The organism is Microbacterium sp. GW821-FHT01D02 (assembly GCF_059422585.1).
In genome coordinates this window covers 91,958-108,979 of record NZ_JBWKXB010000003.1, presented here as the reverse complement: position 1 = coordinate 108,979, position 17,022 = coordinate 91,958, and the positions used below count along the sequence as shown (strand labels likewise).

Genomic DNA, 17,022 nt, shown 5'->3' with positions numbered 1-17,022 from the left:
GGTCACTCCTGCGGCGTCGACAGCTCGCGACTCACGCCGATCCACTGATCGAGCTTCGCCAGCGCACGGCCGTCGTCGACGGCTGCGGCGGCCTTGTCGTATCCATCGCGCAGGCGCTCGAGGATCGGCCGCTGCACCTGACCGGCGTCCTGCGACAGCTCGAACGCGACGATGCCCGCTGCCGCGTTGAGCAGCACGATGTCCCGAACGGCGCCCGTCTCGCCCGCCAGCGTCCGCCGGAGCACGTCCGCGTTGTGCTGCGGCGAACCGCCGATGAGGTCCGCGAGGTCCGCGACCGGGATGCCGAGGTCGCGCGGGTCGAGGTCGTGCTCGTGGATGTCTCCGCGCGTGACCTCCCAGATCCGGCTGTGCCCGGTCGTGGTCAGCTCATCGAGTCCGTCATCGCCGCGGAAGACGAGAGCCGTCGCGCCGCGGGTCCGGAAGACGCCGGTGATCAGCGGGACGCGCTCGATCTGCGCCACACCGACCGCGTTGGCCTCTGCGCGCGCAGGATTGCACAGCGGGCCGAGCATGTTGAAGACCGTGGGAACACCGAGCTCCGCGCGAACGGACCCCGCGTGCTTGAAACCGGGATGGAACGCGCCGGCCCAGGCGAACGTGATGCCGGTGCGATCGAGGATGGATGCGACGGCCGCGGGGTCTAGGGACAGTTCGAGCCCGAGCGCGCCGAGCACATCGGACGAACCGGAGGCGGAGCTGGCCGCGCGGTTGCCGTGCTTGACGACCGGGACGCCGGTGGCGCCGATGATGATCGCCGCGGTGGTGGAGACGTTCACGGTTCCGACGCGATCGCCGCCGGTCCCGACGATGTCGAGCACGTCGGGCGAGACGGGCAGCGGCACGGCGGCCTCGAGGATCGCATCACGGAAGCCGACGATCTCATCGATCGTCTCGCCCTTGGCACGGAGCGCGACGAGGAAACCCGCGAGCTGAGCCTCGCTCACACTCCCCTGCATGATCTGACGCATCGCCCACGTGGACTCCCAGACGCTGAGGTCACGACGCTCCAGCAACGAGGTGAGCAGGTCGGACCAGGTCAGGGAATCAGCCATGTGTGCGATCCTATCGGCGCGGAGAAAACATGCAGATGCTTCCGGGCGCATGTGCACTCCGCGCCCATCCCTTGTTTCCCGCGGATTCACCGGGTATTCGCAGTGTTTTCTTAGGGTCCCCTAAGTCATCGACGGGCGAATCGAAGGCCGTCGGTGCAAGAATCACGCCCAAGGATCGGCCATAATGGAGGGGTGACGACCTCAGCGACGTATGCCCCGGCGGCGAGAACGATTAAGCGGCCCAACCCGGTAGCTGTCGGCACCATTGTGTGGCTCGGCAGTGAGGTGATGTTCTTCGCGGGACTCTTCGCGATCTACTTCACCCTCCGCAGCACCTCCCCGGAGCTGTGGGCCGACCGGACCGAGCTGCTGAACGTCCCGTTCGCCGCAGTCAACACAGCCATCCTGGTGCTCTCCTCGTTCACGTGCCAGATGGGCGTGTTCGCGGCGGAAGACCTGCAGCCGTACAAGATCGGCAAGGGCCAGAAGAACGGCGCCGGACGCCGTCGCCTCTTCGGCTGGGGCATGGTGGAGTGGTTCTTCCTCACCTTCGCCCTCGGCGCGATCTTCGTCTCCGGCCAGGTCTGGGAGTACGCCCAGCTCGTCACTGAAGGCATGCCGATCAACGCCGATTCGTACGCCTCCGCGTTCTACCTGACGACCGGCTTCCACGCCCTACACGTCACCGGTGGCCTGGTCGCGTTCCTGCTCGTCATCGGCCGTGCGTACGCCGTCAAGAACTTCCGGCACAAAGAGGCGACCTCCTCGATCGTGGTGTCCTACTACTGGCACTTCGTCGACGTCGTCTGGATCGTGCTGTTCCTCGTTATCTACTTCCTGAAATAAGAGCGGAGCTGATCCCCGAGATGGCACGAGAGAAGAAGCGCCGTTCCAGCGGTCGTCGCAGCCCTTTGGCGGCGGCCGCGCTCATCGGAGCAGGCCTCATGATCACCGGCGCTGTGTACGCCGGTGCGTCCGCGGCGTTCGCTGCGACCGACACGCAGACCGCATCGACCCAGCTGACCGTCGAAGACGGCAAGAAGCTGTTCCAGGCGAACTGCGCCACCTGCCACGGCCTCGACCTGCAGGGAACCGCCAACGGACCGAGCCTCTACGGCGTCGGCGAGCTGGCGACCGAGTTCCAGCTGTCGACCGGACGCATGCCCCTGCAGATGCAGGGACCGCAGGCACCCCAGAAGGCACCGCAGTTCACCGAGGACCAGATCCTCGCGATCTCGTCCTTCGTGCAGTCGGAGGCCCCCGGCCCGACCTTCCCCGCTGACCGCATCCTCGACGGAGAGGGCGACGTCGCACACGGCGCCGAGCTCTTCCGCGTGAACTGCGCCATGTGCCACAACGTGGCCGCGGCCGGCGGTGCGCTCACCGAGGGCAAGTACGCCCCGGCCCTGACCGAGACCAGCGCGCTGCACATCTACGCGGCCATGGTCACCGGCCCGCAGAACATGCCGGTCTTCGGCGACATGAACCTGTCCGACGAGGACAAGCGCGACATCATCTCGGCTCTGCTCTTCCAGCAGCAGTCCGTGCAGATCGGCGGATTCTCGCTCGGTTCGCTCGGACCGGTCTCCGAGGGCCTGTTCGTCTGGATCTTCGGAATCGGCGCACTCGTCGCCGTCACCGTGTGGATCACGGCGAAGTCCAACTGACGCTTATTCATCGAAGAGGAACGTACGAGGAGCACCATGGCACACGACGACGACTCGCAGGCTCTTGACAGGGCCTACCAGCCCTCTCCGGGGCTGGGTGTCGCAGTCAGCGATCCCGTGCAGAACCCTGGCCTTCCGCCGCACCGCGAGCGGATGACCGACAAGGACCCGCGCGCTGAGAAGGCCGCTGTCCGCACCGTCTACACGCTGTTCTACCTCTCGCTCGCGGGAAGCATCTGGGCGGTCGCCGCCTACATGCTGTTCCCGATCGAGAGCGGCGCGCTCATCGACATCCGGCAGAACAACCTCTTCATCGGTCTCGGCATCGCTCTCGCGCTGCTGGCCCTCGGCATCGGTGCGATCCACTGGTCCAAGGCGCTCATGTCCGACAAGGAGTTCATCGAGCACCGCCACCCCACCCGTGGCAAGGACGCGACCCGCGAGGCGGCCATCCAGGCCTTCGCCGACGCGAACGAGGAGTCCGGTTTCGGCCGTCGCACGGTCATCCGCAACTCGCTGTTCGCCGCCATCGTCGCCTCGATCATCCCGGGCGTCGCGCTGTTCCGCGGTCTCGCCCCTCACTCCACGCCGGAGGACCCCACCGCGGGTGACCCGGTCGTGCTGCTCAAGCACACGATGTGGGAGAAGGGCGCCCGCCTGGTGCGCGACCCCGACGGCACGCCCATCCGTGCCGCGGACGTCACGATCGGCTCCGCGTTCCACGTGATCCCCGAAGAGCTCGCGACCCTCAGCCACCACGACGGCTACCTTGAGGAGAAGGCCAAGGCCATCGTGCTGATGATGCGCCTGCGCCCCGAGCAGCTGATCGAGGCCGAGGACCGCAAGGACTGGTCCTACGACGGCATCGTCGCGTACTCCAAGGTCTGCACGCACGTCGGTTGCCCCGTGGCACTGTACGAGCAGCAGACGCACCACCTGCTGTGCCCGTGCCACCAGTCGCAGTTCGACGTCACGGACCACGCAAAGGTCATCTTCGGCCCGGCGGCTCGTCCGCTGCCGCAGCTGCCCATCACCGTCGATGACGAGGGCTACCTGGTCGCACGCAGCGACTTCAAGGAACCCGTCGGCCCGAGCTTCTGGGAGCGCCATTGAGCACCGCAACGCTGTCCAAAGAGGACAAGGACACCAAGGCGCCGCTCGGCGGACGCTTCGTGGGTGCCGCGTCGAACTACATCGATGAGCGCACCAGCCTCTCCGGCTTCGTCAAGGAGCTCGGACGCAAGATCTTCCCCGACCACTGGTCGTTCATGCTCGGCGAGATCGCGCTGTGGAGCTTCGTCGTCGTGTTCCTCTCCGGAACCTTCCTGACGTTCTTCTTCCAGGCGTCCATGGTCGAGACGCACTACACCGGCGCCTACGCTCCGATGCGCGGCATCGAGATGTCCGCCGCGCTGGAGTCGTCGCTGCACATCTCGTTCGACCTGCGCGGTGGTCTCCTGGTCCGCCAGATCCACCACTGGGCCGCGCTCGTGTTCATCGCCGGCATCGGCGTGCACATGCTCCGCGTGTTCTTCACGGGTGCCTTCCGCAAGCCGCGCGAACTGAACTGGGTGATCGGCTTCATCCTGTTCATCCTCGCGATGGCCGAGGGCTTCACCGGCTACTCGCTTCCCGACGACCTGCTCTCGGGTAACGGCCTCCGCATCATCGACGGCATGATCAAGGGTCTCCCGCTGATCGGCACCTGGACCTCGTTCCTCCTCTTCGGCGGCGAGTTCCCCGGTACCGACATCGTCGGACGCCTGTACACGCTGCACATCCTGCTCCTGCCGATGCTCGTCATCGCGCTGATCGTCGTGCACCTGATGCTGATGATCATCAACAAGCACACGCAGTTCGCCGGCCCCGGCCGCACGAACGACAACGTCGTGGGCTACCCGATGATGCCGGTGTACATGTCCAAGATGGGCGGGTACCTGTTCATCGTCTTCGGCACCATCGTGCTGATCGCGACGTTCTTCCAGATCAACCCGATCTGGAACTACGGCCCGTACGACCCCTCCCCTGTTTCCGCCGGTACCCAGCCCGACTGGTACATCGGATTCGCCGACGGTGCGCTGCGACTGGCTCCGTCGAACTGGGACATCGTGTTCCTGAACCACACCTGGTCGTTCGGAATCATCGCCCCGGTCCTGGTCCTCGGTCTGTTCATCGTCGCCGTCGCGATCTACCCCTTCATCGAGGCGTGGGTCACGGGCGACAAGCGCGAGCACCACATCGCCCAGCGTCCGCGCAACGCGGCGACGCGTACCGCGATCGGTGTCGCCGGTGTCATCTTCTACGCAGTCCTGTGGGCCGCGGCCTCCTCCGACCTCATCGCGACGCACTTCATGCTCACGATGGAGGGCGTCATCCACACGCTCCAGGCTCTGCTCTTCCTGGGCCCGATCCTCGGCTACTTCGTCACGAAGCGCATCTGCATCGCGCTGCAGAAGAAGGACCGCGAGATCGTGCTGCACGGCTTCGAGTCCGGCCGCATCGTCCGCCTCCCCGGCGGCGAGTTCATCGAGGTGCACCAGCCGGTCGACAAGTACGACCGGTGGAAGCTCATCGACGTCGACGGCTACGAGCCCCTCGTGGTGCGTCCGAACGCCAAGGGTCGTATCCCGTGGACGGAGAACATCCGTTCCTCGATCTCCCGCTGGTTCTTCGAAGACCGTCTCGCGCCGCTCACGCAGGCCGAGGTCGAGGCCGCCGATGCACACCAGCACCACGTCACGGCTCACAACGACGAGACCGAGGTCGCCGAGATCCAGGGTGCTCACGAGCGCGCCGGCTTCCCGGACGCCCCGCTCACGGTCGATGAGACCCACGTGGACGAGACCCCGAACACCCCGAGCACCGTGATCGCCACGGAGCCGGTGAAGAAGCCTCGTAACAAGAAGTCGGAGGATGGCGAGTAGTCGCCACTCCCCCTCTTGAAGAAGGCCTCGTCCCTGCGGACGGGGCCTTCTTCGTCACCCCTCAATGAAAGGATCGAACCATGTCTTCCGTCGTCCAGCTGATCCGTTCCGAAAGCCTCGCCGAGACCCCCTATGCCTATGCTGCGACGGCGCCCGCCGGATCCCGACTGATCTTCCTCGCAGGCGCCTGCCCGCTCAACGACGATGGCACCACGGCCGCACCCGGTGACTATGCGGCCCAGGCCGCACGCTGCGTCGAGACGCTGAAGGGCGCCCTGGAGGTCTCCGGAGCGACTCTCACGGACGTGATCAGCACGCGCGTCCTCGTGGCCTCCTCCGCGCAGGCAGACCTCGTGACGGCGTGGGACGTCATCCATGCCGCGTTCGGCGAGCACGATGTGCCGAGCACCCTCCTGGGCGTCACCGTCCTCGGATACGACGACCAACTCGTCGAGATCGAAGCGATCGCCGCCGTCGCCGCGGAGTCATGACGGACATCGAGATCCGCCCGGCGGGCCCGGCCGATGAGGCTGCGACCGAGCAGATCGAGATCGAAGCGGATGCCCTGCTCGTGGAACGCTTCGGAGCCGAGGACTGGCCTCCGCCCACTCCCCCGCACGAGCGCACGATCGCGCCCGGATTCGTCCTCGTCGCAGAGACGCAGGACACGGAGACGCGGGACACGGAGACGCGAGACGCGGGCACAGATGGCACGGAGGCGCGAGACGACGGAGCCGCTCCTCACCTGGTCGTCGGATTCGTGCACGTTCTGGACCTCGACGGGCACGCCCACCTCGAGCAGCTCTCCGTCCTCCCGGCGTTCGGTCGACGGGGAATCGGCCGGCGACTCGTCGACGCCGCACTCGACGAAGCCCGGGAACGCGGACACACGGAGATCACGCTCCGCACCTATGCCGAGGTTCCGTGGAACGCGCCGTTCTACGCCTCCTGCGGGTTCGTCGTGACGGAGCCGGACACCCCGCTGCACCAGGAACTCGTTCGCACCGAGGCGGCGCTCGGCCTCTTCGCCTACGGTCCGCGCGTGCAGATGACCGCCGCCCTCTGAGTCCGCATCCTGTGACCGCATTCGAACGCACGTCGACGGGAATCCGCTGCGTCGCCCTCGCGGCGTGACTCTAGGCTGAGTGGATGATCGACCGCATCGACTACTACCAGGCCAAGCTCGCCTACGAGACGGACGCGAGCGACGTGTATGCCGCGCGGAAGGCCGGCGAGAACCTCGTCGTCGTCGATGTCCGCTCCGACGAGGCCTGGGCGCAGGGCCGCGTCGCCGGTGCCGTGCACATGCACTACAGCGAGATCGCCGCACGCGCGGCGGCCGAGGTCCCCACGGATGCCGACGTCGTCGTGTACTGCTGGAGCCCCGGATGCAACGCCGGCGCGAAGGGCTCGCTCGAGTTCGCGCGACTCGGTTATCGCGTCCGGGAGATGATCGGCGGTTTCGAGTACTGGGTGCGTGAGGGCTACCCCGTGGAGGACGCGGATGGCATCCACCATCGTCCCGTGGATCCCCTCACCGGTATCGCTCGCGTCCGGAGGCGGGCCTGAGCGTCCTCATTTCCTGAGCCTGCGCACACGAAGAAGGCCCCCGGACGGATCCGGGGGCCTTCTTCTATGCGTGGAGTCAGCGGGCGAAGTTGCCGCGGTAGTACTCGTACACCCAGCCGACGATCGCGACGACGAAGATCGCGAGACCGATCGGGAGCAGGAAGTGTCCGACGGCGAGACCGACGACGAAGATTCCGGCCGAGGCGGCGAGGACGATGGGCCACCAGGACCACGGACTGAACTCGCCGAGCTCCGGGTCACCGTCATCGATGTCCGACGTCAGGATGTCTTCCGGAAGCTCGCCGTGCTGGGCCTTGTGCGTGCGATCGAGGTAGAACGCGATCATGGCCGCCATGAAGGCCGCGAAGAACAGCGCCACGGTTCCGACCCACTCGACCCGCATCGCGAACTCGGGGCTCGGCGTGGCCAGGATGTGCCAACCGGTGTAGATCACACCGACGAGGGCGAAGAACGCCGTCAGAATCCACCAGAGAATGACATTGTCGCGCATGACTTAGTGGGCCTCTCGCTCGCCGGGAGCCGTGGTCGCGAACTCGGCAGCCTCCGGGTGGTTCAGGTCGAACGCGGGACGCTCGCTGCGGATACGCGGGATCGACGTGAAGTTGTGTCGCGGCGGCGGGCAGGACGTCGCCCACTCCAGCGAGGCGCCGTAGCCCCACGGGTCGTTGACCGTGACCTTGGGAGCCTTGCGAGCCGTGATCCAGACGTTCAGGAAGAACGGCAGCATCGACGCGCCGAGGATCATCGCACCGATCGTGGAGACCTGGTTCTGCCAGGTCCACCCGTCGGCCGCCGAGTAGTCCGCGTAACGACGGACCATGCCGTCGACACCCAGCCAGTGCTGGATGAGGAACGTCATGTGGAAGCCGATGAACAGCATCCAGAAGTGCACGTAGCCGAGACGCTCGTTCAGCATGCGACCCGTCCACTTCGGCCACCAGAAGTAGAACCCGGCGAACATCGCGAACACGACGGTTCCGAACACCACGTAGTGGAAGTGAGCGACGACGAAGTACGAGTCGGACAGGGCGAAGTCCAGCGGCGGGGCCGCGAGGATGACACCGGTCAGACCTCCGAACACGAAGGAGACCAGGAAGCCGAGGGCGAAGACCATCGGCGTCTCGAACGTCACGGACCCTCGCCAGAGCGTGCCGATCCAGTTGAAGATCTTCACACCCGTCGGCACCGCGATGAGCATGGTCATCAGGGCGAAGAACGGCAGCAGCACCGAGCCGGTCACGTACATGTGGTGAGCCCACACCGCGACGGAAAGTGCGGCGATGGCGATCGTCGCGTAGACGAGGGTCTTGTACCCGAAGATCGGCTTGCGGCTGAAGACCGGGAAGATCTCCGAGACGATGCCGAAGAACGGCAGCGCGATGATGTACACCTCGGGGTGTCCGAAGAACCAGAACAGGTGCTGCCAGAGCAGGACGCCACCGTTGGCCGGGTCGTAGATGTGCGCACCGAGGATGCGGTCGGCAGCAGCGGCGAAGATCGCCGCCGCGAGAACCGGGAACGCCATCAGGATCAGCAGGCTCGTGATGAGCGTGTTCCAGGAGAAGATCGGCATGCGCCACATCGTCATACCCGGCGCACGCATCGTGATGATCGTGGTGATGAAGTTCACGGCACCGAGGATGGTTCCGAATCCGGAGATACCCAGACCCACCATCCAGAGGTTTCCACCCGCACCGGGCGAGAACGATGCCCCTGCCAGCGGCTGATAGGCGAACCACCCGAACGAGGCCGCACCCTGCGGGGTGAGGAAGCCGGCGACCGCGATGGTCGAACCGAACAGGAAGAGCCAGAAGGCGAAGGCGTTCAGACGCGGGAACGCGACGTCAGGGGCACCGATCTGCAGCGGCAGGATGGCGTTGGCGAAACCGGCGAAAAGCGGCGTCGCGAACATCAGCAGCATGATCGTGCCGTGCATCGTGAACAGCTGGTTGTACTGCTCCTTCGTCGGGATGATCTGCATTCCCGGCGCGAACAGCTCGGCACGGATGACGAGCGCCATCACACCGCCGAGGAGGAAGAACATCACCGACGCGATCAGATACATGTACCCGATGGTCTTGTGGTCCGTGGAGGTGATCCACTTGACGACGATGTTGCCCTTCTGCTCGACACGCGAGGAGCTCATGAGAGCAGCCTGGCGGGCCGGAAGAGTGGTGGGACGCGACTTGGGAGTCTCGTCTGTACGGGGAGCTTCGGTGGTCGACATGACTTACTCCCCTCCTTCCTCGGTGTCGGTCTTCGGGGTCGTCCCCGGGAAGTTCGAGAGGCGGTCGTAGGCGTCGGTGATGTCGCCCGTGTTGCCCTTCTCCTCCAGGGACTCGAGGTACGAGTCGTAGTCGTCCTGAGAGACGACCTTCACGTTGAAGAGCATCATCGAGTGGTACTCACCGCAGAGCTCGGCGCACTTGCCGGCATACTCACCCTCACGGGTCGGGATGAACGACCAGGAGTTGTCCTTCCCGATGAACATGTCCTTCTTGTAGAGGAAGTCGATGATCCAGAACGAGTGGATGACGTCACGCGACTGCAGGTGGATCGTGACCTTCTGGTCGACGGGCAGCACCAGCGTCGGCAGCTGCGCCTGGTCGATGTTGCCGTCCTTGTCGGGCTGAGCCTGGATGCCCATCGTCCACACGGCGTCGGAGTTGTCCTCCTTGTCGCCGTCGTACTGGAAGTCCCACGCCCACTGCTTGGCGATTGCGGTGATCTCCACGTCGGGCTGGTCCCACTTGGCCTCGATCTCCGTCTGGTCACGGGCCGTGAAGAAGAACATGCCCAGCACGAGGATGAGCGGCACGATCGTGTAGAAGATCTCGATCGGCATGTTGTAGCGCATCTGCACCGGCAGGCCGGTCTGGCCCTTGCGGCGACGGTACGCGATCGCCGCCCAGGCCATGAGGCCCCAGGTGATGATGCCGACGGCGAGGAGCACGATCCAGGAGTTCACCCAGAGCGACGAGACGCGCTCGGTCTGATTGGTGGCCGCGGGGCCACCCTCCACGAAGCCCGGAAGAAAGCCGTTGAGCTCGGTGGGAGTACATCCCGCCAGGGCCAAGGCTGCCGCAACTCCCACAGGGAGGGCGGCCCAACGAAGGCTGCGTTTCGAGGGCACGATGCACCTTTCAGATCGCGAACAGAGCACACCCAAGTCTAGAGCAACCTCACACCTGATTCATGCCAACCACGCAGGTTGGGGAAGCGGAACGGCCGCCGTCACCCATGGTGACGACGGCCGTTCAGCGGAGCGAGGATCAGTGGAAGCTGTCTCCGCAGGCGCAGCTGCCCGCCGCATTGGGGTTGTCGATCGTGAACCCCTGCTCGGAGATCGTGTCCTTGAAGTCGATCGCCGCACCGTCGAGGTACGGGACGCTCATGTTGTCGATGATGACCTCGACGCCGTCGAAGTCGACGGTCTCGTCGCCCTCGAGGTAGCGCTCGTCGAAGTACAGCTGGTAGATCAGGCCCGAGCATCCGCCGGGCTGCACGGCGACGCGCAGACGGAGATCGTCGCGGCCTTCCTGCTCGAGGAGGTTCTTGACCTTCGTGGCCGCAGCGTCGGTCAGGGTGACGCCGTGTGCGCGGGTGGTCTCTGGGGAGAGTGTGGTGTCGCTCATGTCGCTCCTTGTGACGGGCCGCAGGTGCACGGCTTCTCGGTCGATTCTACCGCCGCAGATCCTGAGAGGCTCAGAGTTCCGCGGCATTCATGCGCGCGAGCAGCAGCGCCTCGGTCGCGACCGCATGGCGGAAGGTGTCGAGGTGCAGCGACTCGTTCGGGCTGTGGGCACGCGAGTGCGGGTCCTCGACGCCGGTGACCAGGATCTGCGCGTCGGGGAACTCCCGCACGAGGTCGGCGATGAACGGGATCGAGCCGCCGACGCCGAGGTCGACGGGCGGAACGCCGTAGCCGTCGCGCATCGCGTCGCGCGTCAGGGACACCGCCCAGCCGCTGGCGTCCACGAGGAAGCCGTCGCCGAGATCGACATCCGTGAAGGTGAGCTCCGCGCCGAACGGTGCGTGCGCGCGGAGGTGGCTCTCCAGAGCCTCGTAGGCGTCCTGCCCGCTCTGGCCGGGTGCGACGCGGGCGCTGATGACCACGGTGACCTCCGGCAGGAGCGTGTTGGACGCAGCGGCCACGCTCGTGGCGTCGATACCGATGACGGTCACGGCGGGCTTGTTCCAGATCCGGCTGAGGATCGTGCCGTCACCGATCGGGGTGGTGCCGGGCAGGAGACCCGCCTCGTCGCGGAGAGTCGCCTCGGTGTAGTCCGGTGTCGCGGCATCACGAGCTGTCATGCCCTCGACCGCCACCGAGCCGTCGGCGTTCCAGAGCGTGGAGAGCAGGGTGACCGTGGCCATCATCGCGTCGGGCACGGCGCCGCCGTACATACCGGAATGGGATGCGTGGTCCAGCGTGCGCACGCGCATCGTGAAGCGCGCGTTGCCGCGAAGCGAGACCGTCAGCCCGGGCGTGACGGAGTCCCAGTTCCCGGAATCGGCGACGACGATCGCATCGGCCCTCAGCGCTTCCTTGTTGTCGGAGAGGAACTGCGCGAAGGAGCGCGAACCGTACTCCTCCTCCCCCTCGATGAACATCGCGATGCCGAGGTCGAGGTCGTCACCGAGCACCTCGCTCACGGCGCGGATGGACGCGATGTGCGCCATGATGCCGGCCTTGTCGTCTGCAGCACCGCGTCCGTACAGACGCCCGTCGCGGACGGTCGGCTCGAAGGGCGGCGTCTCCCACAGCGCGTCGTCCCCCGGAGGCTGCACGTCGTGGTGGGCGTAGAGGAGGATGGTCGGCTTGCCGTTGCGGGCCGCGCGCGTCGCCAGGACGGCGGGCTGCCCGTGCTCGTCGGTTCCCGGGATCGCCGCCCGGAGCACACGGACCTCGTCGAAGACGCCGGTGGCCGAAGCCAAGGACGCGACGGCCTCGGCGCTGCGCTCCAGCTGGGTCTGATCGAACGCCGGCCAGGCCATGCCGGGGATGCGCACGAGGTGGCCGAGGTCGGACAGCGCGGAGGGGATGCCGGTCGCCGCGGCGTCGAGGACGGCGGCGTCGGACTCGCTGGGAAGCGCAGGAGAGGTCATGCGAGTAATCTTAAGGCGAACCCCCGTCAGCAAACCGAGGAACTCCGTGGCCATTACCCCTGCCTCCCCTTCGACGAACGACGACGCCCCCGAGACGCCTGCCGTCGGCAAGGGGCGCGCGACGCCGACCCGCGCGGAGCAGGAGGCGGCGCGTCGCCGCCCCCTGGTCGCCAACACCAAGGAGGCGAAGGCGGCTGCCAAGGCCGACCTCAACGAGCGCCGCGCCCGCGCGCAGGCCGGCATGGCCGCCGGTGAGGAGAAGTACCTCCCCGTCCGGGACAAGGGTCCGCAGCGCCGTTGGGTGCGCGACTACGTGGATGCCGGCTGGCACCCCGCCGAGTTCGTGATGGGGATGATGGTCCTGGTCATCCTCGCCTCGCTCGTACCCGCCAGCCCGATTATCTCGTTCTACGCCTACATCGTGATGATGGCGTACCTGGTGATCGCGATCGGTGGTCTGGTCCTGCTCAGCATGCGGATCAAGCGCAAGGCCGCGGCGAAGTTCGGCAAGGAGCGCCTCGAGCGCGGCCTCGGCTGGTACGCCGCGATGCGCGCCCTGCAGATGCGGTTCATGCGCCTGCCGAAGCCGCAGGTCAAGCGCGGCCAGTACCCCGACTGACCAGTCCCCTGTTGATCTCGCGGCCCCAGAACGGTCCGCGGTACAGGAACGCCGTGTACCCCTGCACCAGCGTGGCGCCCGCATCCAGACGCTCCTGAACGTCTGCGGGAGTCTCGACACCGCCGACCGCGATCACGCAGAAGTCGGCGGGCACGGCCTCGCGAACGACGCGGAGGACCTCGAGCGACCGCTTCTTCAGCGGTGCGCCGGACAGACCACCCGCTCCCGCGGCCTCGACCGTCGCGTCATCGGTGAGCAGACCGTCGCGACTGATGGTCGTGTTGTGCGCGATGATCCCGGCGAGCCCTTCCTCGACCGCCATCCGCGCGATGGCGGCGATCTCCTCATCGGGCAGGTCGGGTGCGATCTTGACGAGCAGCGGAGTGGCGCCGGAGGCCTCGCGGACCGCGCGCAGCAGTGGCGCGAGTGTCTCGACGGCCTGGAGCCCGCGCAGTCCCGGGGTGTTCGGCGACGACACGTTCACGGCCAGGTAGTCGGCCAGCGGGGCGAGCCTGGTCGCGGAGGCCACGTAGTCCGCGGTGGCGTTCTCGACCTCCACCACGCGGCTCTTTCCGATGTTGACGCCGATCACCGTGTCGGGCGCACCGCGGCGCAGGCGGGCGAGACGACGCGCGGCCGCGTCCGCTCCCGCGTTGTTGAAGCCCATCCGGTTGATGACGGCGCGATCGGCGATCAGGCGGAACAGCCGGGGCCTGGGGTTCCCGTCCTGCGGGATCGCCGTGACGGTGCCGACCTCCACGTGGCCGAAGCCCAGGGCGGCGAGCCCGCGCACGCCGACCGCGTTCTTGTCGAAGCCCGCGGCGACGCCGAACGGTGAGGGGAACGTGAGCCCGAGTGCCTCGACACGCAGCGACGGATCGGGGCGGGTCAGGGTACGGGTCGCCCAGGAGAAGGGCGGCGCACCGAGCACGCGGATCACCGCCATGCCGGCGTGGTGGGCGAACTCGGGATCGAAGCGCGAGAGGACAGCGCGGAAGAGCAGCGGATACATCCCTGCCAGATTACCGGTCCGCGGACTCCTGCTTCGTGTGGTCCGCGCGCAGATCGGTGATCGCGGCCTCGAAGTCCTCCAAGGAGTCGAACGCCTGGTAGACGCTGGCGAATCGCAGGAACGCGACCTCATCGAGTTCACGGAGGGGCCCGAGGATCGCCAGACCGATCTCGTTCGTGTCGAGCTGCGAGACGCCGGTCTGACGGACCGCCTCCTCGACGCGCTGCGCGAGGATGGCGAGATCGGCCTCGGTCACGGGGCGTCCCTGGCAGGCCTTCCGCACGCCGGAGATGACCTTCTCACGACTGAACGGCTCCATCACTCCGGAGCGCTTGATGACGTTGAGGCTCGCGGTCTCGGTGGTGGTGAAGCGTCCGCCGCACTCGGGGCACTGGCGGCGCCGTCTGATCGAGAGCCCGTCGTCGCTGGTACGCGAATCGATGACACGAGAGTCGGGATGACGGCAGAAGGGGCAGTGCATCTGACCGATCCTACGCCGTGAACCGCGCCTCGATCGCCTCGCCGTGCGCCGGGAGCACCTCGGAGTCGGCGAGAGCGACGACGCCCGCGCGAACCGCGGACAACGCGGCTCGGTCGTAGGAGATCACCTGCTGAGGACGCAGGAACGTGTAGGCACCGAGACCGGGAGCGTAGCGCGCCTGACCGCCGGTGGGGAGGACGTGGTTGCTCCCGGCCATGTAGTCGCCGAGGCTCACCGGCGTCTGATCCCCGACGAAGACGGCTCCCGCGCTGGTGAACGCGGCGGCGGCCTCCTCGGCATCGACGAGGTGCAGCTCGAGGTGCTCGGGCGCATAGGCGTTGCTGAACGCGGTGGCCATGGCCCGGTCATCGACCAGGACGATCGCGGACTGCGGACCGGCCAGCGCCGCTCCGACACGCTCGCTGTGGCGCGTGGCGGCGGCGATCCGCTCCACCTCGACGGCGACCTGCCCGGCGAGCTCCTCCGCATCGGTGACCAGGACCGCGGAGGCCTGCTCGTCGTGCTCGGCCTGGCTGACCAGGTCGGCCGCGATCAGACGCGGATCGGCGGCGTCGTCGGCCACGACGAGGATCTCGGTCGCGCCCGCCTCCGAGTCCGTCCCGACCACGCCGGCGACCGCGCGCTTCGCGGACGCGACGTAGTTGTTCCCGGGCCCCGAGACGACGTCGACCGGGTCGAGGCCGAGCGAGGGCACACCGTGCGCGAACGCTCCGATGGCTCCGGCGCCGCCCATCGCGTACACCTCGGTCACACCCAGCAGCGCGGCGGCCGCGAGGATGGTCGGGTGGATGCGTCCTCCCTGATCCGCCTGCGGCGGCGACGCCAACGCGATCTGCGTGACACCGGCGACCTGCGCCGGGACGACGTTCATGATCACGCTGGAGGGGTAGACGGCCTTGCCGCCGGGGATGTACACGCCCACGCGGTGCACGGGCTGCCAGCGCTGGGTGATCACCGCACCCTCGCCGATCCGGGTGACCCGGCTCTCGGGCACCTGTGCGGCCGAGGCGAGACGGACCCGCCGGATCGCCTCCTCGAGGGCATCGCGCACCTCGGGAGCCAGCTCCGCCAGCGCCTCGGTGATGTGCGCCTCGGGAACGCGCACCTCGTGCGCGGTCACCGCGTCGAACCTCTCGGCCTGCTCGCGGAGAGCGGCCTCGCCCCGCACACGCACGTCCTCGACGATGCGTGCAGCGGTGTCCAGCGCCTCGGCCCGCGCCTGTGCGGCTCGGGGGACGGCGGCGAGCATGTCGGCGGGCGAGAGCTCGCGCCCCCGCAGATCGATCGTGCGCATTTCAGCCCTTCGTGATGTCGGAGATGTCGTGGAGATAGCCGATCCGTCCGTCGTCATGTCGGACGACGTACGCACCCCCACGGTCCTCGATCACGAGAGCCCAGGCGTTCGGGCCGATACGGAAGAGCGGTTCGCCGCGCTCGTCGTGGACGTCGCGCTCGGACGGCGCGAGGATCCAGAACGGCTGGGCAGCAGGAGCAGCCTCGCGCGGGTTCGTGGCGTCGAGATCGGCGTCCGTGACGCCCTCCAGCACCAGCGGGGCCGACTCTTCCGGGATGACGTCCGTCTCGTAGGTGGCCGCGGTCTCCAGCAGAGATTCGATGCTTCCCGTGTCCGAGACGATCTCCGGCTCCTGCCCCCGGGAGCGGCGCGAGTAGGTGGGCACGTACTCCTCGTCGGCGGTCGCCTGCTCGGTGCCGATGTCCCCACCCGACGCGTGCGCCGTGAGCGGCACCTGGTCGGCCAGGTCGAAGCGGGCGATCTCATCGGTGGCCTGCCGGCCGTCGGTCTCGATGTCGCCGACGACGAGCGGAAGGGCCGAGTCGTCCACGATGACGTCGGTCAGATCGGCGTCCGAGGCCGAAGACGTGTCGGGGGCCCCGGCGACCGGCACCGGTTCCGGGCGCGGACGCGCGATGACGGGACGCACCGGATTCGCGTTGCGGTGAGCGAGCGTGACCAGACGACCGTGGAAGTCCTCCTTCAGCCCGGGCACGATCGGGGCGAACACCGTGAGCACGACCAGCGCGAGCGAGGTGATGACCATCGCGACGCCGTTCCACGGGAGACCCCAGTGGCCACTGGAGATCAGGGCGGAGATCGCGAGCCAGAGGTTGCCCACCCAGATGGCCGCGGAGACGGAGAACGCCACGGAGGCGAACTGGTCGATGCCCAGCGAGCCGACCCGGCGGATGCCGTCCGGAGAGAACCGGCGCAGCACGATCAGGAAGACGGCGACCGTCGGGATCGCGACGGGCAGGATCCACTGGATGCCGACGCCCCACAGCGAGAGCCCGCCACCGAGCGGGAAGAAGGACAGGACGAACGACACCAGCCACACGCCGACGATGAGAAGCTCACGCAGGGTGAATCCGAGGATTCCGAACTCCGGCGTCACCTCTTCGTCGTAGAGGACACCGTCGTCGTCGCTGAAGACCGTGTCCTCAGGGTCCGGTTCGGGAAGATCCGTGCTCATGGGTGGTCCTTTCGTCACAATGCTCGACGGGGGCGTT

The 17,022-nt window shown here is 67.3% G+C and carries 18 protein-coding genes; 8 read left to right on the top strand and 10 right to left on the bottom strand.

Going from position 1 to position 17,022, the window contains the following annotated elements; genetic code table 11:
- Positions 1–2 precede the first annotated feature (2 nt).
- A complete protein-coding gene (gene trpD / locus AC07VM_RS13995; RefSeq protein WP_267415049.1) occupies positions 3–1,073 on the bottom strand; it encodes an anthranilate phosphoribosyltransferase in 1,071 nt (356 codons plus the stop codon).
- A gap of 192 nt (positions 1,074–1,265) precedes the next feature.
- Between trpD and ctaE the strand changes: the two genes are divergently transcribed.
- The 7 genes from ctaE to AC07VM_RS13960 all read left to right on the top strand — a co-directional run bounded on the left by ctaE (position 1,266) and on the right by AC07VM_RS13960 (position 7,233).
- Positions 1,266–1,919 carry an aa3-type cytochrome oxidase subunit III gene (ctaE, locus tag AC07VM_RS13990; protein ID WP_494911816.1) on the top strand — a complete coding sequence of 218 codons (654 nt, stop codon included), beginning with the start codon at positions 1,266–1,268 and terminating at the stop codon, positions 1,917–1,919.
- A gap of 20 nt (positions 1,920–1,939) precedes the next feature.
- Positions 1,940–2,740 carry a cytochrome bc1 complex diheme cytochrome c subunit gene (gene qcrC / locus AC07VM_RS13985; RefSeq protein WP_267415050.1) on the top strand — a complete coding sequence of 267 codons (801 nt, stop codon included), beginning with the start codon at positions 1,940–1,942 and terminating at the stop codon, positions 2,738–2,740.
- 36 nt (positions 2,741–2,776) lie between these two features.
- Entirely contained in the window at positions 2,777–3,853 is a 1,077-nt protein-coding gene (qcrA, locus tag AC07VM_RS13980; RefSeq protein ID WP_267415051.1) for a cytochrome bc1 complex Rieske iron-sulfur subunit, read from the top strand.
- Positions 3,850–5,664, top strand: coding sequence for a cytochrome bc1 complex cytochrome b subunit (gene qcrB / locus AC07VM_RS13975; RefSeq protein ID WP_494911814.1), 1,815 nt, complete (start codon positions 3,850–3,852; stop codon positions 5,662–5,664). The genes qcrA and qcrB overlap by 4 nt, the downstream gene beginning before the upstream one ends.
- A gap of 80 nt (positions 5,665–5,744) precedes the next feature.
- Positions 5,745–6,155, top strand: a complete 411-nt coding sequence (locus tag AC07VM_RS13970; RefSeq protein ID WP_494911813.1) for a RidA family protein — start codon at positions 5,745–5,747, stop codon at positions 6,153–6,155.
- Positions 6,152–6,730: a GNAT family N-acetyltransferase gene (locus AC07VM_RS13965; RefSeq protein ID WP_494911812.1), complete on the top strand. Its 579-nt coding sequence runs from the start codon at positions 6,152–6,154 to the stop codon at positions 6,728–6,730. Before AC07VM_RS13970 ends, AC07VM_RS13965 begins: the two co-directional genes overlap by 4 nt.
- Before the next feature lie 83 nt (positions 6,731–6,813).
- Complete coding sequence (locus AC07VM_RS13960; protein ID WP_494911811.1) at positions 6,814–7,233, top strand: rhodanese-like domain-containing protein; 420 nt, start codon at positions 6,814–6,816, stop codon at positions 7,231–7,233.
- 76 nt (positions 7,234–7,309) lie between these two features.
- Here AC07VM_RS13960 and ctaF read toward each other — a convergent pair whose 3' ends face one another.
- The 5 genes from ctaF to AC07VM_RS13935 form a co-directional block, all read right to left on the bottom strand.
- Positions 7,310–7,744 (bottom strand): aa3-type cytochrome oxidase subunit IV, encoded by a 435-nt coding sequence (gene ctaF, locus AC07VM_RS13955; RefSeq protein ID WP_494911810.1) that lies wholly within the window; start codon positions 7,742–7,744, stop codon positions 7,310–7,312.
- Between the two features lie 3 nt (positions 7,745–7,747).
- Positions 7,748–9,400 carry an aa3-type cytochrome oxidase subunit I gene (ctaD, locus tag AC07VM_RS13950; RefSeq protein WP_267415057.1) on the bottom strand — a complete coding sequence of 551 codons (1,653 nt, stop codon included), beginning with the start codon at positions 9,398–9,400 and terminating at the stop codon, positions 7,748–7,750.
- 84 nt (positions 9,401–9,484) lie between these two features.
- A complete protein-coding gene (gene ctaC, locus AC07VM_RS13945; protein ID WP_267415058.1) occupies positions 9,485–10,387 on the bottom strand; it encodes an aa3-type cytochrome oxidase subunit II in 903 nt (300 codons plus the stop codon).
- A 139-nt stretch (positions 10,388–10,526) separates the two neighbouring features.
- Positions 10,527–10,889 carry an iron-sulfur cluster insertion protein ErpA gene (gene erpA / locus AC07VM_RS13940; protein WP_017830247.1) on the bottom strand — a complete coding sequence of 121 codons (363 nt, stop codon included), beginning with the start codon at positions 10,887–10,889 and terminating at the stop codon, positions 10,527–10,529.
- Positions 10,890–10,959: 70 nt separating this feature from the next.
- Positions 10,960–12,363: a dipeptidase gene (locus AC07VM_RS13935; protein WP_494911808.1), complete on the bottom strand. Its 1,404-nt coding sequence runs from the start codon at positions 12,361–12,363 to the stop codon at positions 10,960–10,962.
- Positions 12,364–12,409: 46 nt separating this feature from the next.
- Here AC07VM_RS13935 and AC07VM_RS13930 point away from each other — a divergent pair, with 46 nt between their 5' ends.
- Positions 12,410–12,982, top strand: a complete 573-nt coding sequence (locus AC07VM_RS13930) for a DUF3043 domain-containing protein (protein WP_494911807.1) — start codon at positions 12,410–12,412, stop codon at positions 12,980–12,982.
- Here AC07VM_RS13930 and AC07VM_RS13925 read toward each other — a convergent pair.
- From AC07VM_RS13925 to AC07VM_RS13910, 4 genes are read right to left on the bottom strand one after another with little or no spacing between them, the layout of a single operon-like run.
- Positions 12,957–13,994: a quinone-dependent dihydroorotate dehydrogenase gene (locus tag AC07VM_RS13925; RefSeq protein ID WP_494911806.1), complete on the bottom strand. Its 1,038-nt coding sequence runs from the start codon at positions 13,992–13,994 to the stop codon at positions 12,957–12,959. The genes AC07VM_RS13930 and AC07VM_RS13925 overlap by 26 nt on opposite strands.
- A 10-nt stretch (positions 13,995–14,004) precedes the next feature.
- A complete protein-coding gene (gene nrdR, locus AC07VM_RS13920) occupies positions 14,005–14,475 on the bottom strand; it encodes a transcriptional regulator NrdR (RefSeq protein ID WP_267415062.1) in 471 nt (156 codons plus the stop codon).
- Between the two features lie 10 nt (positions 14,476–14,485).
- Positions 14,486–15,790: a histidinol dehydrogenase gene (gene hisD / locus AC07VM_RS13915; RefSeq protein WP_494911804.1), complete on the bottom strand. Its 1,305-nt coding sequence runs from the start codon at positions 15,788–15,790 to the stop codon at positions 14,486–14,488.
- Position 15,791: 1 nt separating this feature from the next.
- Positions 15,792–16,985: a hypothetical protein gene (locus AC07VM_RS13910; protein ID WP_494911802.1), complete on the bottom strand. Its 1,194-nt coding sequence runs from the start codon at positions 16,983–16,985 to the stop codon at positions 15,792–15,794.
- Positions 16,986–17,022 lie beyond the last annotated feature (37 nt).